This window comes from Variovorax sp. 01N425 (genome assembly GCF_056399465.1).
Genome location: NZ_JBFTRJ010000024.1, coordinates 43369 through 68020 on the forward strand (window position 1 = coordinate 43369; position 24652 = coordinate 68020).

Sequence of the window (24652 nt, forward strand, 5' to 3'; positions counted from 1 at the left end):
GCGCGCTGGCCGGCCGCGGGCTTTCTCAGACCGCGGAGGTGGCGGCTGCGGGCGCGCTGCGGCCCGCACCGGGCGGCGCCGTGACGATCGACCTGAGCGCAGGTTCGGCCGCGCGCAGCGACGCGATGTCGGGCCGCGGGCGGCGCAATTGCGCGTCGGCCGCGAAGGCCTTTTCCATGGCGTGCGCCGCGCCCAGCACCTGGTGGTCGGCCCTGAACGCGCCCACGATCTGCAGCCCGAAGGGCATGCCCGCATGGTCGAGGCCGCAGGGCAGCGCCAGCGCCGGATGCGTCGTCAGCGTGACCACGTAGGTCAGCGCGAGCCAGCGGTAGTAGTTGGCCTGCTTCTCGCCGTTGATGGTGTCGGCATAGAGCTGCGTCCACGGAAAGGGCGACACCGGCGTGGTGGGCGAAAGGATCAGGTCGTAGTCGGCGAAGGCGGCCTGGAAGCGCTTGATGAGCCGGGTCTGCTCGGCCTGGGCCCAGGCGCTGTCGAGCAGGCTCATCTGCGCGCCCATCTCGTAGTTGGCGCGGGAGTTGGGGCCCAGGCTGGCGGGGTCGCGCTGGTAGGCGGCATGCATGCCGGCCACGAAGGCCTCGGCGCGCAGCACGTCGAAGCAGCGGTGCGCTTCGCCGAGGTCGAGTTCGATCCTGTCGCAGCGCTTGAAGAGGTGCTGCATCGCGCCGATCTTGCTGCGCATCGTGGCGCGGATGCCTTCGTCCACCGCGCAGGTGCCGAAGTCTTCGGTCCACGCCACGCGCAGGTTGCTGAGGTCGATGCCGGCCGGCTTCAGGAAGCCGAGCGGATCGAGCGGATAGCTCAGCGGATCGCCCGCGTGCATGCCGGCGGACGCGGCCATCTGCAGGCAGGCGTCTTCCACCGTGCGGCCCATCGGGCCCACGACCGAGATCGGCGTCCAGCCCAGCAGCTTGCGCACGCTCGGCACGATGCCCGGCGAAGGCCGGAAGCCCACCACGCCGCACTTGGCGGCCGGAATGCGCAGCGAGCCGCCGGTGTCGGAGCCGGTGCACACGGGCAGCATGTCGCAGGCCAGCGCGGCGGCCGAGCCGCCGGAGGAACCGCCGGCATTGAGGTTCGGGTTGAAGGGGTTGCCGGTGGCGCCCCACACCTCGTTGCGCGAGTTGGCACCGGCGCCCATTTCGGGAACGTTGGTCTTGCCCGCGACGATGGCGCCGGCCCTGCGAAGGCGGGCCACCAGCTCGATGTCCTCCTGCGGCACGTGGTCGCGGAAGATCGCGGAGCCCCAGGTGGTGAGCAGGCCTTCGGTCGGCTCCAGGTCCTTCACGCCGAGCGGCAGGCCGTGCAGCAGCCCCAGCGCATCGCCGCGCATCACGGCGCTCTCGGCCGCCCGGGCCTCGGCCCGCGCGCGCTCGAAGCAGGTGGCGGTCACGGCGTTGATGAAGGGGTTCACGCGCTCGATGCGCGCGATGCAGGCCTCGAGCAGCTCGACCGGCGAAACCGCCTTGCTGCCGATGAGCCGGCGCAGTTCGACGGCGGAGTGTTCGATCAATTCGGTGTGGGTGCTCATGTCGCTTGGGGGGCGTTCATTTAATCTGCTGTGATGTTGGCGCGGGCGGCAATCGCGCGCATCAGCGGCAATTCCTTGGCGATCAGCTCGCTCACGGCGGCCGAATTGCTGTAGCCCGGCTCCAGGCCCTGCGCACTGAGCTTGGCGCGCGTGTCGGGATCGGCCATGGTCGCGGCCAGCGCCTTCTCGAGCTTGGCCTTCACCTCGGGCGGCAGGCCCTTCGGCGCCACCAGCACCAGCCAGGTGTCGGTGTTGACTTCGGGGTAGCCGCTCTCGGCCATGGTGGGCACGTCGGGCAGCAGCGTCGAGCGCTTGGCCGTGGTCACGGCAATGGCCTTGATCTTGCCGCTCTTGAGCTGGGGAATGGCCGCGCTCACGGTGTCGATGCTGAACGGAACCTGCCCGCCCATCAGGTCGGTCATGGCCGGGGCGCTGCCCTTGTAGGGCACGTGCGTCATCTTGAGGCCGGCGGCATGCAGGATGGTCTCGCCGGCAAACTGCGAGGTGGTGCCGGTGCCGAAGGACGCGTACGAGTACTTTCCGGGCGAGGCCTTCACGTAGTCGACGAACTGCTTGACCGTTTGCACCGGCACTTCGCTGTTCGCCAGCAGGATGAGGCCCACGCGCCCGGCCAGGCCGATCGGCTCGAAGCCCTTGACCGGGTCGTAGGGCAGGTTGGGGCGGATCGCGGGATTCACCGTGAAGGTGGTGCCCGAGCTGATCAGCAGCGTGTAGCCGTCGGGCGCCGCCTTAGAAACGTAGCTCGCGCCAATCACCGTGCCGGCGCCGCCGCGGTTCTCGATGACCACGGGCTGGCCGAGCTCCTTGCCCAGGCGCTGCGCGATCACGCGGCCGTTCACGTCGGTGGCGCCGCCGGGCGGAAAGGGAATCACGAGCGTGACCGGGCGCGACGGAAACCCGGTGTCGGCAGCCAGCGCCGCGAAGGGCGCGAGGCCGAGGCAGGACAGCAGCAGCACCATGCAGGCCAGTGCGGGGAGGCGTTTCATGAAGGACTCCTGGAGGAACGACAGAGCGGGGATGCAGGTTCATCCTAGGAGCCGCAACGCGCTGCCACAAGAGCAATGTTTAGAATTGTCGATTGCCGATTCGGCAATCGACAAACGCGCGTCGCCACGCGGCCACAAGGAAGAAACATGTCGCTTCACACGCTGCAGGAAACCGCGGTCCGCTACTTCCTGGAGGTGGTCAGGACCGGGTCGGTGAAGGAGGCGGCGCTCAAGCTCAACGTGGCGCCTTCCGCCGTGAGCCGGCAGGTGGCGCGCCTGGAGCGCGAGCTCGACACGCTGCTGTTCGACCGGCACGCGCGCGGCATGGTGCCCAATGCGGCTGGCGAACTGCTGGCCGCGCATGCCAAGCGGGTGCAGCAGGACATCGAGCGCGTGGCTGGCGAGATCCAGGGCCTGCGCGGCCTGCGCAGCGGGCGCGTGCGCGTGGCGAGCACCGAGGGCTTCGCGTTCGACTTTCTTCCCACGCTGATCTCGCGCTTTCGCGCGAAGCATGAAGGCATCCGCTTTCACCTGGAGGTCTGCCCGCCCCACGAGATTCCCGGCCGCATCCGCGACGGCGAAGCGGACGTGGGCATCACGCTGAGTGCGGTGCCCGAGCCCGGCATCCGGATCGAGCTGCGCCACCCGAGCCCGATCCTCGCCGTGATGGCGAGCGACCATCCGCTGGCGGGGCAGCGGCAGCTCTCGCTGCGCCAGGTGGCGGCCTATCCGCTGGGCCTGCCGCCGCGGGACAGCTCGATCCGGCAGCTGCTGGACATCAGCTGCAGCAGGCAGGGGCTGCAGTACGTGCAGGCCATGTCGAGCAACCATGCGAATGCGCTGGTGAGTTTTGCGGCCGCGGGCGGCGGCACCATCGCCTTCTATGGCGAGCTGTCGATCCGCACGCAGCTCAAGTCGAAGGCGCTGGTGGCCATTCCGCTGAAGGACCGGGAGATGAACGAGCGCCACCTCGAAGTCGAGACGCTCGCGGGCCGTTCATTGCCCGATGCAGGCAAGGCTTTCGTGCGGTTTTTGACGGATGCCATCAAGGCCTCGGCCTGAGGGCATCCGCGCGTGCGCTACACTCCGCGCCGCTTGCAGCCGGCCTCAGCCGCTGCGCCGTCATTGGCAACATGACGAGAACAAACCAAAGGAAATTTTTCAAGTGAACCGTATCGAACTGGTCGAGAAGATCGCCACCGCCCACAACGTCAGCAAGGCCGAAGCCGCCCGCATCCTGGAAACCGTCACGGGCTCCATCGTCGCCGCAGTGAAGAAGGGCGACCCCGTGCAGCTCATCGGCTTCGGAACCTTCAAGCAAGTGGCGCGCGCCGCACGCACCGGCTTCAACCCGCAAGCCGGCGCCAAGATCAAGATTGCCGCGCAGAAGGTGCCCAAGTTCGTGCCGGGCGCTGCGTTCAAGGCCGCCATCGACCCCAAGGCTGCAAAGCGCAAGGCCGACAAGGCCGCGGCAGCCAAGCCCGCCAAGAAGGCAGCACCGGCCAAGAAGGCCGCACCCGCCAAGAAGGCTGCCAAGAAGTAAGGAATGGATCGCAGCCGCAAGGCTGCCTTCATGCAAGCAAACGGCCTTCGGGCCGTTTTTTCATGCCGGCGTGCCCAGCCGTTCGAGGATCAGGTCGTGCAGCGTCTGCGCCGCCACCGAGAGGCTGCCCTCCCGGCGCTGCACCAGGTAGATGGTGCGCGTGAGGCCGGGCAGCGGCAGCGGCCGCGTCACCAGCGTCTCGCGCTGGAAGTGGAAGAGCGTGAGTTCCGGCACCACGCTGATGCCGATGCCGGCCTCGACCAGCCCCATCACCGTGGCCAGGTGCTCGACCTCGAACACCGCATTGAGTCGCAGCGGATGCAGCGCCGCGTCGAGCGACTGGCGCACGCTGCTGTTGCGCGCCATCTGGATGAAGGGCCATGGCGCGAGCTGCCGTGCCGTGAGCCTGGCGGCGCCGGCGAGCGGATGGTCCTTGCGGCAGACCAGGTGGAAGCGGTCGCCGCAGAGCTTGCGGCCGCGCAGGTCGCTGGCCGCAGCGGCGCCGGCACCCGTTGCCGCGAGCGCGAAATCCGCCTGGTGGCTGCGCAGCTGGGCAATGCAGGCGTCCGACAGCGCATCGTGCAGCTCGACCGTGATGCCGGGCCATGCCTGCATGAACTCCGCCAATATGGCCGGCAGCCGGCCCGCCGCCAGGGAGGGCAGGGCCGCCACGCTCACGCGGCCCTTGCGCCGCTGGGCATGGTCGGCCAGGTCGCCGATGGCGCCCTGCATGTCGTCCAGCAGCCGCCGCGCCGAGGGTTCGAACAGCCGGCCCTCGGGCGTGAGCTGCACGCTGCGCGTGTCGCGGTCGAACAGCCGCGCGCCCAGCGTTTCCTCGAGCGTACGGATCAGTGCACTGAACGCGGGCTGCGACAAGTGGCAGGTCTGCGCGGCGCGCGTGAAGTTGCGCTGCTCGGCCAAGGCCGTGAACGCGCGCAGTTGGCGGCTGGAAAGCTCGGGCGCTGGCATCGGTCTGGAATCTGGGTGGATGGGCCGGGAATCGGGGCTTGTGGATGGTATTCCTGTGCCCTGTACGCAACGTGCCTTGGCGATTCGGGCCAACGGGCGCCAGAATCGGCGTTTTTGTAAAAAAATTGTGACTTAAGGCCCAATTCGGCATCATGATCCGGGCCATGAGGTCCGGCGAAGTTTCTTCCGCTTGGCGACGCGTGCTCTGGACGCATGTTGCCGTTCTTTTTCTTGCTTTCGCTGCAACGAACAGCAAGGCTCAGCAGCCGGCGCCTGCGCAAGGGCTTCGGATCGTGGGCGGGCTGGCGAGCGTGAGCCAGTACACGCTGCATGAAGAGCGCTTCTGGAGCCAGGACCTGCGCCGCCTGAGCGGCGGAAAGTACAGCGCGAGCATCGTGCCGTTCAACCAGGCCGGCGTTCCGGGGCAGGAAATGCTCAACCTCATACGGCTGGGCGTCATTCCGTTCGGCACCGCGCTGCTCAGCCAGGTCAGCAACGAGTACCCCGAACTGGGCACGCCCGACATCGCCGGGCTGAACCCCGACATGCCCACGATGCGGCGGGTGGTCGCAGCCTTTCGGCCTTACCTGGAGAAGACGCTGCGCGAACGCCATGGCGTCGAGCTTCTCGCGGTGTATGTCTACCCTGCCCAGGTGATCTTCTGCAAGCGGGCCGTGACGCGGCTTTCGGACCTGGCGGGGCGGCGCGTCCGCGTGTCGGGCAGCAGCCAGGCCGACTTCATCCGCGCGCTCAACGGCGTGCCCGTCTTCACCGAATTTTCAGAGATCATGGCGAACATGAATTCGGAGAACACCGAATGCGCCATCACCGGTGCGATGTCCGGCAACACGCTGGGCCTGCACAAGATGACGAATTCGCTCTACACCATGCCCATCAACTGGGGCCTGGCCGTCTTCGGCGCCAACACGGATGCCTGGAACGCGCTGCCTGCGGACCTGAAGGCCCTGTTGAAAGCCGAACTGCCGAAACTCGAGGCCGCGGTCTGGAATGAGTCGGAGCGCGACACCGGCAACGGCATTGCATGCAACACGGGCGCTGCGACCTGCATGAAGGGCACCAAGGGCACGATGGTCGAGGCGCGCCCTTCTGCGGATGACGAGCGGCGCCGGCGCGAGATCTTCGCCACCAGCGTGCTGAGCCGGTGGGTGCAGCGCTGCGGGGCCGTGTGCGCGGAGGTGTGGGACCAGACCGTCGGTCCCATTGCTGGAATCAAGGCTCCTGTCGGGCAGTGAACAAGCCTGTGCCCAGCCGCATCACCGGCTTCGTCTATGGCGTTGCGGCGCTGTTTCTCGCGGCCGTGCTCGCCATTGCCGGGCTGATGGCATGGCAGATGTACCAGAAGGAGATTGCCGACAGCGAGGCCCAGGCCGTGCGGTTCATCGGCACCTCGGAGGCTGCGCTCAACCGCAGCCTGCTCGGGGCGAACACGCTGCTGGCGGGCCTGGGGCAGTTCCTGCGCAAATCCAGCGGAAGCACCATTGCAGGCGACATTGCGCAAGCCGAGACCGTCCAACTGGTCGAAACCAGCGTTCGCCAGAGCCTGCTGGCGCGCTACGTCGCCTTCCTGACGCCCGAGGGGCAGGTGGTCGGGTCTTCCGACCGGCGCGGAGCGAAGCTGGCGGTCCAGCTGCCCGACGGATTCCTGCAAGAGGTCCTGGGCCGTCCGGGATCGGTGATGTCGATCAGCACGCCCTCGGTCAGCCCGGTGACTTCCCAGCAGGTGCTGCATCTTGCGCGCGTCCTCACGCTGGCGGACGGCAGCAAGCTGGTCGCGGTGGCCGAAGTGCAGGTCTCGGTGCTCACCACCATCCTTGCGCAAGGGGCCAACATCAGGGGGCTCGAGGTCACGCTGGAGCGCGAAGGCGGGCTGCTGCTGGCCAGCATGCCGCCGCGCGACGACCTTGCGGGGCGCACCATCAGTCCCGCGTTGACCGACCAGGCGGACGGGCGTCCCCGGCACATGCATTCCCGGCTCAGCGGCGCTCCGGCCATCGTGGTGGCCCGGCCCACGCTGCATCGAGGCCTGCTGATCGTCGCGAGCATTCCGCTCGAGTCCGCGCTCGAGGATTGGCGCAGGGACCGCAACGTGGTTGCGGCCGCGGCCCTGGCCTTCGCGCTGATGATCCTGGCCGTCACTTACTTCGCGCTCGCGCAACTGCGGCGGCAGTGGCGCGCGCGCGCGGAGCTGCTGCGCTCCAAGGCCACGCTGGACCAGGCGCTCGAATCCATGGTGGACGGCTTCGTGCTGCTCGATCCCAATGACCGCGTCGTCACCTGGAACCGCCGCTTCGTGGACTTCTTTCCCTGGACGCAGCCGCTGCTCGCGCCGCTGGTGCCGTTCCAGCAGATCGTGGAGCAGAACGCGCGCCACCTGCTGACGCAGAACGACCAGGAGATCACGCTGCTGAACGGGCAGGTGATCGTTGCGGTGAACAGCCCCACGCCCGACGGCGGCCTGGTGTGCGTCTACCGCGACGTGACCGAGAAGAAGCGCCACGTCGCGGACATCCTCGAAGGCAAGGCTCAGCTGCAGGCCACGCTGGATGCCTTGCCCGACGTGCTGATGGACGCCGGCATCGACGGCCGCTGCTACAGCTTCCATTCGCCGCGCCGCCCCCGGCCCGCGTTCAAGGTGCGGGAGCCCGTGGGCAAGCTGATGTCGGACCTGCTGCCGGCGAATGCCGCGGCCGAGGTGATGGTGGCGCTGCGCGATGCCTTCGAAACCGGCTTTTCCACCGGCCGGCAGTTCGAGATCCGGACGGCGCGGGGCGTCACGTGGTTCGAGATTTCGGTCTCGCGCAAGGTCATCGGCGAAGGCGCCGCCGCGCGCTTCATCGTCATCCTGCGCGACATCACCGAGAGCAAGCTGGCCGCCCGCGAGATCGAGCACCTGGCCTTCTACGACATCCTCACGGGCCTGCCCAACCGCCGGCTGCTGCTGCACCGCCTGCAGGCCACCATCGACGCGAACGTGCGGCGCTCGCGCCACGGCGCGCTGCTGTTCCTGGACCTGGACGCCTTCAAGACGCTCAACGATGCGCTCGGGAACGCCACGGGCGACGAGCTGCTCAAGCAGGTGGCCGCGCGGCTGCAGGACAGCCTGAAGGAGGGCGGCACGGTCGCGCGGCTCGGAGGCGACGAATTCGTGGTGCTGCTGGACAACCTCAGCGAAGACGCCGGCGTGGCCGCGATGCAGGCCAATGCCGCCGGCGAGGCCATCCTCGCGGCGCTGAACGGCACTTTCCAGCTCGCGGACCACCAGTACCACAGCACCGGCAGCATCGGCGCCGTGGTGTTCAGCGCCACGCAGCAGTCGCTGGAGGATCTGCTGAAGCAGGCGGACATCGCGATGTACTACGCCAAGTCCGCGGGCGGCAACGCGCTGCGTTTCTTCGAGGCCTCGATGCAGACCGCCATCACGGCCCGCGCAACGCTGGAGAGCGAGCTCCACGCGGCGCTGGCGGGCGAGCAGTTCGTGCTGCACTACCAATCGCAGGTGGCCTCCAATGGCCACGTGGTGGCCGCCGAGGTGCTGATCCGCTGGCAGCATCCGGTGCGAGGCATGGTGCAGCCCGGAGGCTTCATCGAGCTGGCGGAGGAAACCGGGCTGATCGTGCCGATCGGCATGTGGGTGCTGGAGACGGCCTGCGTCCAGCTCGAGCGCTGGAGCCACGATGCGAGGCGCCGGCACCTGCGGCTGGCGGTGAACGTCAGCGCGCGCCAGTTCCGCACCGACGACTTCGTGGACCGCGTGCGCGACGTGCTGCGGCGCACCGGCGCCGACCCGACGCGGCTGGAGCTCGAGCTCACCGAAAGCCTGCTGCAGGACAAGGTGAGCGAAACGATCTGCAAGATGCAGGCGCTCGCGGCACTGGGCGTGCGCTTTTCCATGGACGACTTCGGCACCGGCTTCTCGTCGCTCTCCTACATGACCCAGCTGCCGCTGAACCAGATCAAGGTCGACAAGTTCTTCGTGCAGAGCATCGGCCTCGATCCGAAGGTCGAGCTGATCATCCAGGCCATCATCGGCATGGCCCGCAACCTCGACCTGGAGATCGTGGCGGAGGGCGTCGAGACGCAGCAGCAGTTCGAGTTTCTCCAGGCGCACGGCGCGATGCTGTGCCAGGGCTACCTGTTCAGCAGGCCGGTGCCGCTGGACCAGTTCGATGCCCAGCTGGACGTCGAGATGGCGAGCTGAACGCAGGCTGCGCTCACCAGGCCACTGCGATGCGCCTTCCATTCCCCGCCGTCCCCCGCCTGAGCCTGCGCGCCCGCCTGTCCGCGGGCGTGCTGGCGATCGTCTTCCTGACGACGATGGGCGTCACCGCCGCGGCGCTTTATTTCCTCAAGCGCAGCATGGAGGCGGCCATTGCGAGCGAGGAATTCGAACGCATCTCCGCCATCGCCGGCGCGGTGGACCAGAAGTTCCTGAGCCGGCGCACCCTGCTCAAGACCTTCGGCGACGGCGTCGAGAGCCGCAACCTGGCCGGCCCCGGGGAACTGCAGGAGCTGGTCATGCAGCACGGCGCGCTGAGGGAGGCGTTCGACAACGTGGCCCTCACCGGCATGGACGGCGAACTGGTGGCCAACCTCAACGGCACGCAGCCGATCGGCAAGGTCAACATCAAGGACCGCGAGTATTTCCAGCGCACGGTCGCTGCCCGCGCGGGCGTCATCTCCAAGCCCTTCCGCAACCGCGTGAGCGGCCTGGCGCAGATCGCCATGACCGAGCCCGTGCTCGACCGCAGCGGCAAGGTCGCCTACGTGATCTCGGCCTTCGTCAACCTCAAGGAGAAGAACTTCCTGGGCGAGCTTGCCAATGTGAAGTTCGGCAAGAGCGGGTACATGTTCATCACGAACGCCGATGGCATCGTCATCGACCATCCCGACAAGTCGAAGCTGCTTCAGCGCGTGGACGCCGGCGGCGCGCGCAACCCCGCGATCGAGCGCGCCATCGCGGGCTTCGAGGGCGCCATCGAAGCGGCCGATTCCCAGGGCGTGCACGGGCTCTACGCCTTCAAGCGCATCGGCCAGACCAACTGGGTGCTGGGTGCGGTGTATCCGCGCGACGAGGCCTTTGCGCGCATTGCGCGGGTCGAGCGCTACGCCTGGGCCGGCGCGCTGCTGCTGACGCTGCTGGCCGGCGGGCTGGCCTTCATGACCGCGCGGGCGCAGCTCGCACCGCTGTCGCGCCTGCGCGAGCACATGCAGGTCTCGCGCGCCGCCAGCGCCTATGCGCCCATGCGGGAGGCACCGCCGGACGACGAGGTCGGCGATCTCTCGCGGACCTTCGACCTGCTGATGACGGAGCGGCAGGCCGCCAACGAGAAGCTGGCCGCCAGCGAGAGATTCCTGCGCGACGTGACCGACAACCTGCCGGCCGTGGTTGCCTACTTCGACAGCAGCCAGCGCTGCCTGTTCGCGAACAAGGCCGGCCTCGGCATGCGCGGCAGGACCGTGGCCGACATCGGGCGCATGACCATGCAGGAGTCGCTGCCCGACCACGTCTACCGGCAACTCGTGCCGGGCATCGCCAAGGTGCTCGCCGGAACGCCGACGCGCACCGAAGGCACCTACGAGCGCAACGGCAAGCCGGGCTTCTTCGAATGCCACCTGGCGCCCGACATCCGCGAGGACGGCACATTGGCCGGCTACTACGTGATGACCTTCGACGTGAGCAAGCGCAAGCAGGCCGAGATGCACAGCGCCGAAAGCGAGCGGCGCCTGCGCGGGCTGACCGACAACGTGCCGGCGCTCCTTGCCGAGCTGGATCTCGAGGAACGCGTGGTCTTCTGCAACGGCAAGTACCAGGCCTGGCTCGGCGTCTCGCCGGAGGCGATGGCGAACCGCCCCGTCCACGAGGCCATCGGCGAGGCGCACTACGAAATCCGCAGGCCGCTGCTGGCGCGGGCATTCGCGGGCGAGGTGGTGTCCTTCGAGCAGACCGCCCGCCTGCTGATCGGCGAGCGGACCTTGCAGACCACCTATCTGCCCCAGCGCACCGCGCAAGGCGCGGTCACCGGGCTGTACATCCTGTCGAACGACGTCACCGAGCTCAAGCAAAAGCAGATGAAGCTCGATGCCCTGGCGCGCGAGGACGCGCTCACCGGCCTGCCCAACCGCCGATCGTTCGAGGAGCATGCGCGCGACGCCATGGCCAGGTCCCGGCGCGCCGGCCTGCCGGTCTGCCTGCTGTTCCTGGACATCGACTACTTCAAGACGATCAACGATTCGCTGGGCCATGCGGCGGGCGATGCGGTGCTGCGGGAATTCGGCCGCCGGCTCAGGGAGAGCGTGCGCGAGACCGACATGGCGGCGCGCTACGCGGGCGACGAGTTCGTGATCCTTCTCGAAGGTGCCAGCGGCGCCGCCGAGGCGCAGGTGGTGGCCGGCAAGGTGCTGGCCGCCATGCGGCCGGCTTTCCACCTGCCCGGCCGCACGCTGCAGGCCACCACCAGCATCGGCGTCGCGGTCTCGGAGGACGACGAGGACTTCGCGTCCTTGTTCGTGCGTGCCGACACCGCGCTCTATGCGGCCAAGAAAGAAGGAAAGAACCGCTTCATGATGGCGCCGCCCCGGTCTGCAAAACCCGGCGGCGCGTCGTGGCCGCGCGAAGAGCCTTCGAGCGCCTGAGGCCCGCAGGGCCGCGCCTCCAGCGTGCAATCTGGACCTTGTCCTACGCGAAAAGTAACCATTGCTGGCCTAAATTGGCACCACCGTTTCATGGCGGACACCGCGCGCCGTGGCATCGATCGCGCGGCCACTGAAGGGAAAAAGAGCAATGGCAGATCACGGCGCTGGGAGTGCACCCCTGAACCAACGCACTCTGACCGACGCCGATTTCAGGCTGATGGTCGACTCGGTCACCGACTACGCCATCATCGTCCTCGATCCTGGCGGCATCGTCATCAGCTGGAACGAGGGCGCCCGCCAGCTCAAGGGATACGACGCCCCCGACGTCCTGGGGCGGCACTTCTCGCTTTTCTATCCGACCGAGCTGATCGAGCAGAACCGGCCGGAGCAGGCACTCGAAACGGCGCGCCGCGATGGCCGCCTGGAGGAAGAAGGCTGGCGCCTGCGCAGCGACGGCACGCGCTTCTGGGCCAGCGTGGTCATCACGCGGATCCCCGGCGCGGGCGGAGAAGTCCGCGGCTTCTCGCTGATCACCCGGGACCGCAGCGAGATCCGCCGCCAGGACGAGATGCTGCGCATGAGCGAGGAGCGCTTCCGGCTCTTGGTCGAGGGCGTGAAGGACTATGCGATCTTCATGCTCGACCCGGGCGGCCACGTCGTGAGCTGGAATCTCGGCGCGCAGAAGAACAAGGGCTACGAGGCCTCGGAGATCATCGGGCAGCACTTCTCCAGGTTCTATCCGCCGGAGGTCGCCGCCAGCGGCTGGCCCCAGCAGGCGCTGCGCAACGCGCTGCGCGACGGCCGCTTCGAGGACGAGGGCTGGCGCATCCGCAAGGACGGCAGCCGGTTCTGGGCCAGCGTGGTGATCACCGCGCTGCACGATGCCACCGGCAGGCACCGCGGCTTTGCCAAGGTCACGCGCGACCTCACGGAGCGCCGCCGCGTGACCGCGCTCGAGGACGAAGGGCGCCGCGTGACGAACTTCCTTGCGATGCTCGGGCACGAACTGCGCAATCCGCTGGCGCCGATCTCCAACGCGCTCGAGCTCCTCAAGCGGGAGAAGGCGGAGTCGGCCGCGCTCGTGCACACCCGCGACATCATCGGCCGGCAGCTGCGCCAGATCACCCGGCTGGTGGACGACCTGCTCGACGTCGGCCGTATCACCAGCGGCAAGATCCAGCTCGAGAACAAGCCGGTTCGCCTGCGCGATGCCATCGCCGAGGCCATCGAGGCGGTGCGCCCGCTGATCGACGGCAAGTCGCAGACCCTGCACCTGCAGACGCAGGACGCGGACCCCTGGATCGCCGGAGACAGTGCGCGCGTCATCCAGATCGTCAGCAACCTGGTCCACAACGCCGCCAAGTTCACCGGGAACGGCGGCAACATCCACGTGTCGCTCTCGCGGACCGCAGCGGATGCGGACATCAGCGTGCGCGACGACGGGCCCGGCATACCGCCGCAGGACCTGCAGCGGATCTTCGACCTGTTCGTGCAGGGCGAGCAGAACCTGGCCAGGACGCAGGGCGGCCTCGGCCTGGGGCTCAGCCTGGTGCAGCAGCTCACCACGCTGCACGGAGGGCGCGTCAGCGCGTTCAGCACCGGCCGGCCGGGCGAGGGCAGCGAATTCGTGGTGCAGTTCCCGACCACCCAGGCGCCGGTCGCCATGCTCGAGGCGCAGCCGCGGCCGGTGGGCGAGCAGCGCGTGCTGGTGGTGGACGACAACGTGGACGCGGCCGAGACCATGGCGATGCTGCTGGAGGCGCTGGGCTACAAATCCAGCGTCGTGCATGGCGGACTGGCTGCCATCGAGGCGGTGAAGGCGCAGGACCCGGACGTGGTGCTGCTGGACATCGGCCTGCCCGACCTGAGCGGCCATGAAGTCGCCCGCCGCGTGCGCGCCGAGATGGTCAACCCGCCGCCGCTGATTGCCGTCACCGGCTACGGTCAGGCCAGCGACCGGGAGACCAGCCTGGAGGCCGGCTTCCGGGCCCACCTGACGAAGCCGGTCGATGTCGACAAGCTCTCGGCGCTGCTCGAACGGCTGCTGGAGCCGCCTCGGTTCAAGGCCGCGTAGAACCCGCGTGGGGCCCCCGCAGAGCCGGCCTGGAAAGCTAGGCCGGATGCGGCGGCTCCACCGGCAGCGCGCGCTTGTGGGCGCTCTTGCGATGCGTGGCAAGAATGATCTCGCGCGCCGCGGCGGCCACCGGCTTGCCTTCGAGGAAATCGTCGATCTGCTCGTAGCTCACGCCGAAGGCGTCTTCGTCGGGCTTGCCCGGCACCAGCGATTCGAGGTCCGCCGTGGGCACCTTGAACACCAGCGCGTCGGGGGCGCCGAGCCGCTGCGCGAGGGCGCGCACGCGGCGCTTGTTGAGGCCGCTGAGCGGCGTCACGTCGGCCGCGCCGTCGCCGAACTTGGTGAAGAAGCCCATCAGCGCCTCGGCCGCATGGTCGGTGCCGATGACGATGCCGTCATGCGCACCGGCCACCGCGAACTGCGCGATCATGCGCTGGCGCGCCTTGATGTTGCCGAGCACGAAGTCTTCATGCGCCGCATCGCGGAAGGCCAGGTCGCCGGTCTTGAGCGCCGCGAGCATGCCGTCGGCCGCGGGGCGGATGTCGACGGTCAGGATGCGGTCAGGCCGGATCACCGCGAGCGAGGCCTGCGCCTCGTGCTCGTCCTTCTGCACGCCGTAGGGCAGGCGCATCGCGATGAAGGTGGCGCCGTAGCCCTCGGCGCGCAGCTTCTCGACGGCGCGCTGCGCGAGGCAGCCGGCCGTCAGCGAATCGACGCCGCCGCTGATGCCCAGCACCAGCGCCCTGAGGCCGGTGCCCCGCAGGTAGTCCGCGAGAAAGGCGGTGCGCCGCTCGATTTCCGCGGCGGCGTCGAAGACGGGCGCGACGTGCAGCGCCGCGATGATCTCGCGCTGCGTGGCGTCGATGGGAGACAGGTCGTGGGTCATGGTGTGGCCTGGAAAAGTCAGAAGTCCACCAGGCTCAGGCCGATGCTGAGCACGGTGCGCTTGCGGTTGTAGTCGACCAGCGTGTCGCCGTAGCCGTGGAACAGCTGCGTATGGAAGCGCAGGTTGCTCGTGGCCGGATCGCCGATGGCCTTGAGCCATTCGAGCCGCACCGAACCGCGGCCGCTGTCGCGCAGGTTGTTGCGCACGGTGAGGCCCAGCGTGTTGTCGCGGTTGAAGTTCCAGCGGCCCGTGAGCTCGGCGCGGCCGATGTAGTTGGAGATGTCGGGGTTGTCGTCCTTCGCAGCCTCTTCCGACATGCGCTGCCAGATGCGCCCGGTGATGGTGAAGCGGTCGCCCAGTTCGGCGCCGCCCATCAGGTAGACGCGGTTCCAGCTGCGCGACAGCGGCAGGCTCTGGCCGTTCGACTGGTGCACCACGCCCACGCCCGCATAGCGCCAGCGCCAGCCGCCGGGCAGGGCGAAGTCCAGCGGATACACATACATCAGCTCGGGCTCGTGGTCGGTGGTGCGGAACGGCCGCGAGATCGAGCCGTTGAACAGCTGCCAGGTCGACTGCTGCGAATACGCGAACCACAGCGAGTCCTTCTTGGCCGGTTCGTTCTGCGTGAGCAGGCCCTGGGCGATCTTGGTGCGCACCGACAGGCCGATGCGCATCTCGTTGGCCTGGTAGGCCACGGGCGTGCCGGTATGGCCCTCCGAGGGCGAGGTGGGCGTGTCGGGCCGGCTGGTGGCGGCCGAGGCCGACACGTTCAGCGGCCGGTAGCCGCGGAAGCCGAAGGTGCCGCAGTCGGTGCCGTTCTCCAGTTCCCAGAAGCGCGACAGCGCCGAGTACTGGCGGTCGCGGCAGCCTTCGCTGGTGCCGACCGAGATCACGCGCGTGGCCGGTATAGCGGCGTCCACCGGCGGCGCCGGCTGCGTGCTGGCCAGCACCGGCGGCGCCACGGGCACCGAGACCGAAGGCAGCGTCTGCTGCTGCGCCCAGCGGTCGAAGCAGGCCAGGCGCGCTTCGTTGCTGTTGCCGAGCGCGGCGCATTGCTGCCACGTCAGCTGCGCATCGGCCAGCGGGCTGCGCGGCTGGTCCGTGGCCTGCGCATGCGCGGCGGCGGTGCCGCCCAGGCAGGCCGCGAGGGCCGCCAGCCGGGAGACGGAGAAGATGGCGTGTGTTCGTTGGGTCATTGGTTTCCTTGCATCCCTCCCTTTTTGTTCAGCACGAACGGATGCGTGCTTTCGTCCGCGGCGTTGCGCCACGTGCCCCTGAATTCCCGGCCGCAGGAGCCCGGTTGCAGGGTGCCGGCCCAGACGCCGCTGATCGCGCGGCCGTCCAGCGATTCGTCGATGGAGAGGGCGCCGTCGTCGTCGACGTCGCCCGCGAGCTGCGCCACCGTCGGCTGGGCACCGCCGTGTGCGGGGCGCGTGATGGTGCCGCGCACGCCGGCGTAGTCGGGGTGCCTGCCGAGCTGCACGGCGGCCGCGGCGGGAGTGCCGTCGAAGCGCGCCTCCCAGTGGCCGTAGAGCGACTGCAGCGGCAGCTCGCGCGCATCGGCGGGGCAGTCGCCGCCGCCGCCCTGCGTTGCCGTGGCGCAGCCGGTGGCGGCAAGAAGCGCCGCAAGAAAGGCGGGCAGCAGCCTCTTCATGGCGCCGCCGCAGCCGCGGCCTTGGCGGCCGCGCTGTCCTGTGCCTTGCGCGCGAACTCGGCGCGCAGCGCCTTGAGCTTCTCGCGCGGGTCTTCGCGGGTGGTGGCCTTGTCCAGGCCCATCTCGGCGATGAAGCGGCTCGGCACGCAGGGCACCATCTCGCGGCCCTGCTTGCGCTTCTTGGTCCAGCTCACGGCCAGGCTGCGCTGCGCGCGCGTGATGCCCACGTACATCAGGCGGCGCTCTTCCTGCAGCCGCTGCAGCGTGTCGTCGCTCACCTGGAGCTGGCGGCCGTTGTCGTCCTCGAGCTTGAAGGGCAGCAGGCCCTCGGTCACGCCGATCAGCATCACGTGCGGCCATTCGAGGCCCTTGGAGGCATGCAGCGTGGACAGCGTGACCACGTTCTGGTCCTGCTCGCGCTCGCTGATGGTCGACAGCAGCGAGATGGTCTGCGCCACCTCGAGCAGGCTCTTGCGCTCGGTCTCGATGTTGCCGTCGGCGCCCGAGGCATCGTCGATGGTGCCGCCGGCGCGCTGCGACATCCAGTCGACGAATTCCATCACGTTGGTCCAGCGCGCGGCCGCGGCCTGTTCGCTGTCCTCGCCGTCGTAGAGATGCTTCTCGTAGTCGATCTCCTTGAGCCAGTCGAGCATGAAGGTGCGCGAGTCTTCCGCGCCCATGGTGCGGCGCGCGCGGTATTCGAGGTCGTTGATGTAGCGGCCGAACTCGTGGATGCCCTCGAGCGTGCGCTTGGGCATCACGCTCGGAAGCGACGGGCTGAACAGCGCCTCGAACAGGCTCAGCTTGTACTGGCTCGCAAAGGTGCCCAGGCTCGCGAGCGTGGTGTGGCCGATGCCGCGCTTGGGCGTGGTGATGGCGCGCAGGAACGCCGGGTCGTCGTCGTTGTTGACCCAGAGGCGGAACCAGCCGCACAGGTCCTTGATCTCGGCGCGGTCAAAGAAGCTCTGGCCGCCCGACACCTTGTAGGGAATCTGCGCCTTGCGCAGCGCCTGCTCGAACACGCGCGCCTGGTGGTTGGCGCGGTAGAGGATGGCGAAGTCGCGGAACTCCTTGTATTGCTTGCCCTCGATGGCGGTGTCGCCCGCGCGCAGGCTGACGATGCGCGCCACCGCGCGCTCGGCCTCGTGCGCCTCGGAGTCGGCATCGACCACGCGCACCGGCTCGCCTTCGCCGAGCTCGGAGAACAGCGTCTTCGGAAACAGCTTGGGGTTGGGGCCGATCACGTTGTTGGCCGCGCGCAGGATCGCGCTGGTGGAGCGGTAGTTCTGCTCGAGCTTGATGACCTTCAGCGCCGGGTAGTCGACCGGCAGCTTGCGCAGGTTGTCCAGCGTGGCGCCGCGCCAGCCGTAGATCGACTGGTCGTCGTCGCCCACCGCGGTGAAGCGCCCGCGCTCGCCGGCCAGCGCCTTCAGCACTTCGTACTGCGTGGCGTTGGTGTCCTGGTACTCGTCCACCAATATGTGGCCCAGCGCGGCCTGCCACTTGGCGCGCACTTCGTCGAAATCGCGCAGCAGCTTGAGCGGCATGCCGATGAGGTCGTCGAAGTCGACGCTCTGGTAGGCCGTGAGCCGCTCTTCGTAGCGCGCCATGATGCGCGCGGTGATGCGCTCGTTGTCGTCGGCCGCGGCGGCTTCCGCCTGCGCGGCATTCAGGCCCATGTTCTTCCACTTGCTGATGGTCCACTGCCAGATGCGCGCGGTGGCGGTGTCGGTGGTGCCGCCCGCGTCCTTGAGGATCTTGGTGACGTCGTCGCTGTCCAGGATGCTGAAGGCCGGCTTCAGGCCCAGCACCGCGCCGTCCTCGCGCATCATGCGCACGCCCAGCGCGTGGAAGGTGCAGATCACCACGTGCTTCGCCTCGCGCCCGATCAGCCCCTTGGCGCGTTCGCGCATTTCGCTCGCGGCCTTGTTGGTGAAGGTGATGGCCGCAATGCGCTTGGGCTCCAGGCCGGCCTGGATCAGCCGCCCGATCTTGTGCGTGATGACGCGCGTCTTGCCCGAGCCCGCGCCCGCCAGCACCAGGCAGGGGCCGTGCAGGTAGTTGACAGCTTCTTGTTGCGCGAGATTGAGACCGGAGGACATGGGGAGTGGGAACGGAAGGCCGCGGAGGAACGGCAGGCGCAAAGCGCGCAATGATACGGGGCGCATGTTTCCGGAGAGGCCGCCAGAGTTCACGATGCGGGACGCGGCGACAATCGGCGCGTGCTGCCTGTATTTCTCGTAACTTTTCCTTTCTTCGCGCTGATCGCGGCCGGCTATGGCGCCGCGCGCGTCCGCATCCTGCCGCTGGACGCGATTCCGGGCCTCAACACCTTCGTGCTGTACTTTGCGCTGCCCTGCATGCTGCTGCGCTTTGGCGCCGGCACGCCGATCGGGCAGCTGCTCGACGGCAGCGTGGCACTGGTCTGGGGCCTGAGCGCGCTGGCGGTGGTGGCGGGCGTGGTGGTCTTTACCCGCAATGCGCGCATCGGCTGGAACGACGGGGCCTTCGGCGCGCTGGTGGCGGCCTTTCCGAACACCGGCTTCATGGGCGTGCCGCTGCTGGTGGCGCTGCTGGGCGCGCAGGCCGCGGGGCCGATGATCATCACCATCGCGTTCGACCTGGTCGTGACTTCTTCGCTGTGCATTGCGCTGTCGCGCCTGGACGGCGCGGGCGGGCAGCACGGCCCGCGGCTGGCCGCGCGCCAGGCGCTGCGCGGCGTGCTGGTCAATCCGATGCCGTGGTCGATCCTGCTGGGCGTGCTGCTGTCGGCGGCGCGCTGGCGCCTGCCGGGGCCGGTGGAGCGCACCATCGCCATGTTGGCCGATGCGGCTTCGCCGGTGGCGCTCTTCACCATCGGCGCGGTGCTGGCGCGCTCGGCGCTGCTCGCGCGCGAGCACGGCGCCAGCGCGGCGGTGGCGGCCGCCATGGGCACGAAGTCGGCGCTGCCTCCCAAGGCACCGCTGGCCGACGTGCTGCCGGTGGTGGCGGTCAAGCTGCTGGTGCATCCGGTGCTGGTGTGGGCGGTGGGGCAGGGGGCCATTGCGCTCGGCCTGCCGCTGTCTTCTTCGGCGCTGATGGTGATCGTGCTGGTGGCGGCGTTGCCGAGCGCCAGCAACGTCTCGATGCTGGCCGAGCGCTTCGGGGCCGACAACGGCCGCATCGCACGCATCATCCTGTGGACGACGGTGGCAACCTTCTTCAGCTTTCCGTTCGCGGTCGGCGTGCTGCGCTGAGCGGCCTCAGGGCGTCAGCACGCCCAGCTTGAACGGATCGGCATCGGACAGGCGCTCGCACTTGGAGAAGTCGCGGCCCTGGGTGCCGTCGCAATAGAAGGCGTTGTAGATGCGGCCGAACAGCGTCGGGCTGGCCGTGAAGAGCACGCCGTGCTCGGGCCGCCAGTTGTCCCGGGCGCTGTCCCTGGGTGCGTCGGCGGCGCGGGTTTCCGTGGCCTGGATGGGCGCGGCTGCCGCAATGGGCGTGAATTCCGCCAGCGTCTTCTGGACCTCCTCGCTGCGCCAGCGCACCGCCAGCTCGGCCGCCGAGGGCCTGGCCGACACCGGCAGCAGCACGCCGTTCACCTGCAGGCCCCAGCCGAAGCGATGCGCCTTGCCGGCCAGGAAGGCATAGGCACAGGCGGCCATGCACTGGCCGCGGATCTCGGTGTCCACACCGCTCGCGCGGATGGCGTCGGCAAAGGCGCCGGCCGCCTCGGCGGTGCCCCCGAACGAATCCTCGAACACCACGGTGCGCACGGTGCCCTTGCCCAGGTGCTCGGTGAAGGCCTTGATGGCGCTGCCGTCGAGCATGCCCGACACCACGAGCCGGCTGCCCTGCAGGTCGAGTTCGGCCGCCGAGCATGCAAGGCATGCGAACAGGAGAACCGCAGCAACCACAGATGAAGGCAGTTTCACGACAGACGACCCCCCGAGGACCAGCGTGCTTTGCTTGAGGTGCGCCGCCGGAACGGGCGTCGCACAGCGACAGCTTGTGCAGCGCGCGGCAGCGCAGTCAACGGTTTTTTCACAATATTTCCGCTGCCGAGTAACGGCCGTAAGGCATAGCTACTGCTATGCCTTCAGATGAATACTTGAGTTTGCACAATGCCTGATAAAGTGTTTGTGAATCAAAGTTTGAATGGGGCAGCACGATGGCAATACTTATTCGTATCCTGCTGTGGCTGGCCTGGGTTGCCGGCGTGAGCTGGTCCTGGCATGCCGACATGCTCGGCGCCGGCACTTCGCTCGCGCTGGGCGCCCTGAGCCTGGTGGTGTTCGCATGGCCCGCCAGCAGCGCGCGGCGCCGCAGCACCGAACTGCGCTACGTCGACGTCGGCAAGGAGCCCGCGGGCCTCTATTGAGCGACTGAGCGCCGCGGCCAAGGCCTGCGGGGCGGGTCCTAGATGCTGTGCGGGTCGACGTCGACCAGCCAGCGGATCACGCCCTTGCCTTCGGGCGTGCGCCTGAGGGCATGCAGCAGCGGCTGCCACTGCGCCAGCAGGCGCTGCAAGGCGGCGCGCGAGGGGCTTTCGATCAGCATCTGCGCCCTTTCCACATTGGCCACGCGCTGGATCGCCAGCGGCACCGCGGGATAGCGCACCACCCGGTCGGCGCCTTCCAGCGCCTCCGCGGCAGCGCTGGCCGCGTTCAGGAAGGCCTGCGCGGCTTCCTGCGTGCGTGCATCGGCACGCAGCAGCGCCTGGAACGCAAAGGGCGGCATGCCGGCGGCGGCGCGCTCCTCGAGCTGCTGCCGCGCGAAGGCCGTGTAGTCGTGCCGTCGCAGGGCCGAGAAAAGCGGGTGCTGCGCATGGTGCGTCTGGATCCACATCTCGGCCGTGGCGCCCTGCGCCGCCAGGTAGGCGGCGTCGCGGCCCGCGCGGCCGGCCGACTGCATCAAGAGGCTGAACAGCCGCTCGGGTGCGCGGAAGTCGCTGGAGAACAGCGCGCCGTCTGGGTTCACCGCCGCCACCAGCGTGATGCGCCGGAAGTCGTGCCCCTTGGCGATCATCTGCGTGCCCACCAGCACGTCGACCTCGCCCGAATGCACGGCCGCGAGCTGCGATTCGAGCGCGCCCTGTTTCTTGGTGCTGTCGGCGTCGATGCGCGCGATGCGTACCGCGCTGCCGTCGGGCCGCGTCACCGTGGCGAACAGTTCCGCCAGGTGTTCTTCGAGCCGCTCGGTGCCGCGGCCCACGGGCGCGATGTCGGGGTTGCCGCAGGATGGGCAGGCGCGCGGCACGCGCTCGGTGAAGCCGCAGTGGTGGCAGCGCAGCGTGCGGTCGATCTTGTGGAACACGCGGTAGGCGCTGCAGTGCGGGCATTCGCTTTTCCAGCCGCAGTCGGCGCAGGCCAGCACCGGCGCATAGCCGCGGCGGTTCAGGAACACCATGCTCTGCTCGCCGCGCGCGATGCGCTGGCCGATGGCGTCGAGCAGCGCGGCCGAGATCACGGTCTTGGGCGGCTGCAGGTTCATGTCGACCAGCCGCACCGTGGGCAGCTCGCCGGCGCCGATGCGCGACGGCATGGCCAGCCGCACATAGCGCCCGCCCGGGTCCTCGCCCTCGGCGGGGCGGCTCTGGTGCCAGCTTTCGAGCGAGGGCGTGGCCGAGCCGAGGATGACCTTCGCGCCCTCGCGCTGGCCGCGCCAGACGGCGAGGTCGCGCGCCGAATACCGCGCGCCTTCCTGCTGCTTGTAGCTGGGGTCGTGCTCCTCGTCGACCACCACGAGCTTCAGGCCCGGCATCGACGCGAACACCGCCATGCGCGTGCCCAGCACGATGCGCGCGGCGCCGCTGTGCGCCGCGAGCCAGCTCGCGAGCCGCTGCGGGTTGGTCATGCCGCTGTGCAGCGACACCACCGCGTCGTCGCCGAAGCGCGCCTTGAAGCGCGCTTCGAGCTGCGGCGTCAGGTTGATCTCGGGCACCATCACCAGCGCCTGCGCGCCGGGGTCGGCCGCGAGCAGGTCGGCCACGCAGCGCAGGTAGACCTCGGTCTTGCCGCTGCCGGTACTGCCGACCAGGAGGAAGGTGCCGGCCTCGCCCGCCTCGATGCGGGCCAGCGCGGCCGTCTGCTCCGCGCTCAGCGCGACCGGGTGGGCGGCCTCGGCCGTCTCGGCCACCGGGCCGGCCGCCGTCTTGCGCCTGAGGCGGCGCGCCAGCTGCGTTCCGCTCAGGTCGCGCAGCTGCGGCGGCAGCGCGGCCAGGGCGATCTCGCCGATCGAGCGCTGGTAGTAGCGCGCGGCAAAGGCGACGAGGTCGCGCCAGGCCTCGCCGAGCGGGGCCAGCGCGTCCAGCGCGGCGCCCACGGGCTTCAGGGCCATGTCGGGCTCGGCATTTTCGAGCGAGACCGGCGGATTCCAGACCACGCCCAGCACCTCGCGCCGGCCCAGCGGCACCCGCACCAGCGTGCCGGGCACCAGGGCGGCAGGGCTGGCATAGCTCAGCAGGTCGCCGAGCGCGGCATGCGCAGGCGTCTGCACCGCGATGTCGAGCCGCCAGGCCATCGCGGCGGGCACGCTCGCCGGTGCCGCGGCGGAGCCGGCCGCTGGCGTTGCTGCTGCTGTTTCGGAGACGGGGCTGACGGTGGGAATGGGTGTCCTTGTTGGCAAGGTTTGTTAATGCGACTTTGAATAAGATCGCTTAAGTCGTTGATTTTCCAGTGCTTTGGGGGTCATCCAGAGTTTCTGTGGATAACTTTGTTGACAACCGGGCTCGACACGCCGGCGAGCCTTGAAAATCAAGCCTCTGACTGGATTGCCCTCAAAAAAAGCAAAGTTCAATCTCTATATAAATCAACAACTTAGCGTCGCTATTGGTTTAGGAGCAAAGAGGGGAGGCCTACAGATAATCTTGCGCAGTGCAACACGTGTTTTGTGCATAAGTCGGTGTTCCTACACCGTTTTTATGCTTGACAAACGCCGGGAAATCGATTTTTGGGGCCGCGGCCGCGTCCCTGCGCGGCTGGCGGCTCTTTTACCGTTTTTAACTTTTGCGCAAGGCGCGCGATTGTGCGTGCACCGCCTGCACCAGGGCCGCCACGTGGTCCGGCGGCGTGAACTGGCTGATGCCATGGCCCAGGTTGAAGATGTGGGTCGGGCCCTTGGAAGCGGCATTGGCATGCGGCTGGCCGAAGGCCTGCAGCACCTTCGCCACCTCGGCCTCGATCTGCGCGGGCGGTGCGAACAGCACGTTGGGGTCGATGTTGCCCTGCAGCGCCTTGGCCTTGCCGTCGGTGCCTTCGCCGACCAGCCGGCGCGCGGCCGAGAGGTTCACGGTCCAGTCGACGCCGAGCACCTCGCAGTCGAGTTCGCGCATGGCTTCGAGCCACAGGCCCCCGCCCTTGGTGAAGACGATGCGCGGCACCGGCTGGCCGTCGGCGCCGTTGCGCTTGAGGCCGGCCAGCACGCGCGCCGTGTAGGCGAGGCTGAATTCCTGGAAGGCGCCGTCGGCCAGCACGCCGCCCCAGCTGTCGAACACCATCACGGCCTGCGCGCCGGCGTCGATCTGCGCATTGAGATAGGTGGCCACCGAATCGGCATTGACCGCGAGCAGGCGGTGCATCAGGTCGGGGCGGCTGTAGAGCATGCTCTTGACGAGGCGGTAGTCGCTCGAGCCCGCGCCTTCCACCATGTAGCAGGCCAGCGTCCAGGGGCTGCCCGAAAAGCCGATCAGCGGCACGCGGCCGGCCAGCGCCTTGCGGATCGACGCCACGGCGTCGAAGACGTAGCGCAGCTTGGCCATGTCGGGCACCTCGAGCGCCGCGACGGCCGCTTCGCCCTGCACGGGGCGTGCAAAACGCGGGCCTTCGCCGGCCTCGAACGAAAGGCCCAGGCCCATGGCGTCGGGCACGGTGAGGATGTCGGAGAACAGGATGGCGGCATCGAGCGGATAGCGCTGGAGCGGCTGCAGCGTGACTTCGGTGGCGTAGTCGACGTTGGTCGCCAGCCCCATGAAGCTGCCGGCCTTGGCGCGGGTGGCCACGTACTCGGGCAGGTAGCGTCCGGCCTGGCGCATGAGCCAGACGGGCGTGTGGTCGGTGGCCTGGCGCCAGCAGGCCCGCAGGAAAGTGTCGTTTTGCAAGGGGGCGAAGGGCATGCCCCGATTGTCGCAGGGGGAGTGGGCTTTGCTTTTGCTGGGCTGCTTGTTTGGGCGCTCTTGTTCGGGCTGTCCTTCAGGGCGCGTGCACAGGCCACCGGGTACTCCCCTCCGCGAATGTCCCCCGCCTTCGGCTCCTCCTTTATTTCGCTGCGGGGAGCACCCGATGTCCTGTGCACTTGGGCACGCTCGTTGTGCTTCGCTGATCAACGACCGCTGCGCAT

Annotated in this window: 18 protein-coding genes; 8 read left to right on the top strand and 10 right to left on the bottom strand. The window is 68.7% G+C overall.

What is annotated here, in order from left to right:
• Positions 1–25: 25 nt before the first annotated feature.
• The gene (locus AC1DSC_RS30155) at positions 26–1549 is read right to left on the bottom strand and encodes an amidase (protein ID WP_028254054.1); all 1524 of its coding nucleotides are present in this window, start codon (positions 1547–1549) and stop codon (positions 26–28) included.
• 20 nt (positions 1550–1569) lie between these two features.
• On the bottom strand, positions 1570–2556 hold the full coding sequence (locus AC1DSC_RS30160) for a Bug family tripartite tricarboxylate transporter substrate binding protein (RefSeq protein ID WP_028254053.1): 987 nt from the start codon (positions 2554–2556) through the stop codon (positions 1570–1572).
• Positions 2557–2703: 147 nt separating this feature from the next.
• Between AC1DSC_RS30160 and AC1DSC_RS30165 the strand changes: the two genes are divergently transcribed.
• Both AC1DSC_RS30165 and AC1DSC_RS30170 read left to right on the top strand, forming a co-directional pair.
• Complete coding sequence (locus tag AC1DSC_RS30165) at positions 2704–3618, top strand: LysR family transcriptional regulator (protein ID WP_018903799.1); 915 nt, start codon at positions 2704–2706, stop codon at positions 3616–3618.
• A 103-nt stretch (positions 3619–3721) separates the two neighbouring features.
• Positions 3722–4099, top strand: coding sequence for an HU family DNA-binding protein (locus tag AC1DSC_RS30170; protein ID WP_012745866.1), 378 nt, complete (start codon positions 3722–3724; stop codon positions 4097–4099).
• A 60-nt stretch (positions 4100–4159) separates the two neighbouring features.
• Here the strand turns inward: AC1DSC_RS30170 and AC1DSC_RS30175 are convergent, their stop codons facing one another.
• Positions 4160–5068: a LysR family transcriptional regulator gene (locus AC1DSC_RS30175; RefSeq protein ID WP_018903797.1), complete on the bottom strand. Its 909-nt coding sequence runs from the start codon at positions 5066–5068 to the stop codon at positions 4160–4162.
• A 152-nt stretch (positions 5069–5220) separates the two neighbouring features.
• Here AC1DSC_RS30175 and AC1DSC_RS30180 point away from each other — a divergent pair, with 152 nt between their 5' ends.
• The 4 genes from AC1DSC_RS30180 to AC1DSC_RS30195 all read left to right on the top strand — a co-directional run bounded on the left by AC1DSC_RS30180 (position 5221) and on the right by AC1DSC_RS30195 (position 13796).
• Positions 5221–6321 (top strand): TRAP transporter substrate-binding protein, encoded by a 1101-nt coding sequence (locus tag AC1DSC_RS30180; protein ID WP_436287246.1) that lies wholly within the window; start codon positions 5221–5223, stop codon positions 6319–6321.
• Complete coding sequence (locus AC1DSC_RS30185; protein WP_412510332.1) at positions 6318–9287, top strand: bifunctional diguanylate cyclase/phosphodiesterase; 2970 nt, start codon at positions 6318–6320, stop codon at positions 9285–9287. Before AC1DSC_RS30180 ends, AC1DSC_RS30185 begins: the two co-directional genes overlap by 4 nt.
• A gap of 29 nt (positions 9288–9316) precedes the next feature.
• Positions 9317–11722, top strand: a complete 2406-nt coding sequence (locus AC1DSC_RS30190; protein WP_062363479.1) for a diguanylate cyclase domain-containing protein — start codon at positions 9317–9319, stop codon at positions 11720–11722.
• A gap of 148 nt (positions 11723–11870) precedes the next feature.
• Entirely contained in the window at positions 11871–13796 is a 1926-nt protein-coding gene (locus tag AC1DSC_RS30195; protein ID WP_018903793.1) for a PAS domain-containing hybrid sensor histidine kinase/response regulator, read from the top strand.
• Positions 13797–13833: 37 nt separating this feature from the next.
• On the opposite strand, the gene nadE is transcribed toward AC1DSC_RS30195, so the two are convergent.
• Genes nadE through AC1DSC_RS30215 form a run of 4 tightly spaced genes read right to left on the bottom strand, consistent with a single transcriptional unit; the run spans position 13834 to position 18438 of the window.
• Positions 13834–14682: an ammonia-dependent NAD(+) synthetase gene (gene nadE / locus AC1DSC_RS30200; RefSeq protein ID WP_436287247.1), complete on the bottom strand. Its 849-nt coding sequence runs from the start codon at positions 14680–14682 to the stop codon at positions 13834–13836.
• Between the two features lie 17 nt (positions 14683–14699).
• A complete protein-coding gene (locus tag AC1DSC_RS30205) occupies positions 14700–15878 on the bottom strand; it encodes a phospholipase A (protein WP_028254049.1) in 1179 nt (392 codons plus the stop codon).
• Positions 15875–16336 carry a hypothetical protein gene (locus tag AC1DSC_RS30210; RefSeq protein WP_012745874.1) on the bottom strand — a complete coding sequence of 154 codons (462 nt, stop codon included), beginning with the start codon at positions 16334–16336 and terminating at the stop codon, positions 15875–15877. Before AC1DSC_RS30210 ends, AC1DSC_RS30205 begins: the two co-directional genes overlap by 4 nt.
• Positions 16333–18438 (bottom strand): ATP-dependent helicase, encoded by a 2106-nt coding sequence (locus tag AC1DSC_RS30215; protein WP_012745875.1) that lies wholly within the window; start codon positions 18436–18438, stop codon positions 16333–16335. Before AC1DSC_RS30215 ends, AC1DSC_RS30210 begins: the two co-directional genes overlap by 4 nt.
• 120 nt (positions 18439–18558) lie before the next feature.
• On the opposite strand from AC1DSC_RS30215, the gene AC1DSC_RS30220 reads away from it, so the two are divergent.
• A complete protein-coding gene (locus tag AC1DSC_RS30220) occupies positions 18559–19572 on the top strand; it encodes an AEC family transporter (RefSeq protein ID WP_436287248.1) in 1014 nt (337 codons plus the stop codon).
• Positions 19573–19578: 6 nt separating this feature from the next.
• On the opposite strand, the gene AC1DSC_RS30225 is transcribed toward AC1DSC_RS30220, so the two are convergent.
• Positions 19579–20232 carry a hypothetical protein gene (locus AC1DSC_RS30225; protein ID WP_278878859.1) on the bottom strand — a complete coding sequence of 218 codons (654 nt, stop codon included), beginning with the start codon at positions 20230–20232 and terminating at the stop codon, positions 19579–19581.
• A 254-nt stretch (positions 20233–20486) separates the two neighbouring features.
• On the opposite strand from AC1DSC_RS30225, the gene AC1DSC_RS30230 reads away from it, so the two are divergent.
• On the top strand, positions 20487–20696 hold the full coding sequence (locus AC1DSC_RS30230) for a hypothetical protein (protein WP_012745878.1): 210 nt from the start codon (positions 20487–20489) through the stop codon (positions 20694–20696).
• Between the two features lie 38 nt (positions 20697–20734).
• On the opposite strand, the gene AC1DSC_RS30235 is transcribed toward AC1DSC_RS30230, so the two are convergent.
• Positions 20735–22837, bottom strand: a complete 2103-nt coding sequence (locus tag AC1DSC_RS30235; protein ID WP_436288284.1) for a primosomal protein N' — start codon at positions 22835–22837, stop codon at positions 20735–20737.
• A gap of 478 nt (positions 22838–23315) precedes the next feature.
• Positions 23316–24428 (bottom strand): uroporphyrinogen decarboxylase, encoded by a 1113-nt coding sequence (gene hemE / locus AC1DSC_RS30240; protein WP_436287249.1) that lies wholly within the window; start codon positions 24426–24428, stop codon positions 23316–23318.
• Between the last annotated feature and the right edge of the window lie 224 nt (positions 24429–24652).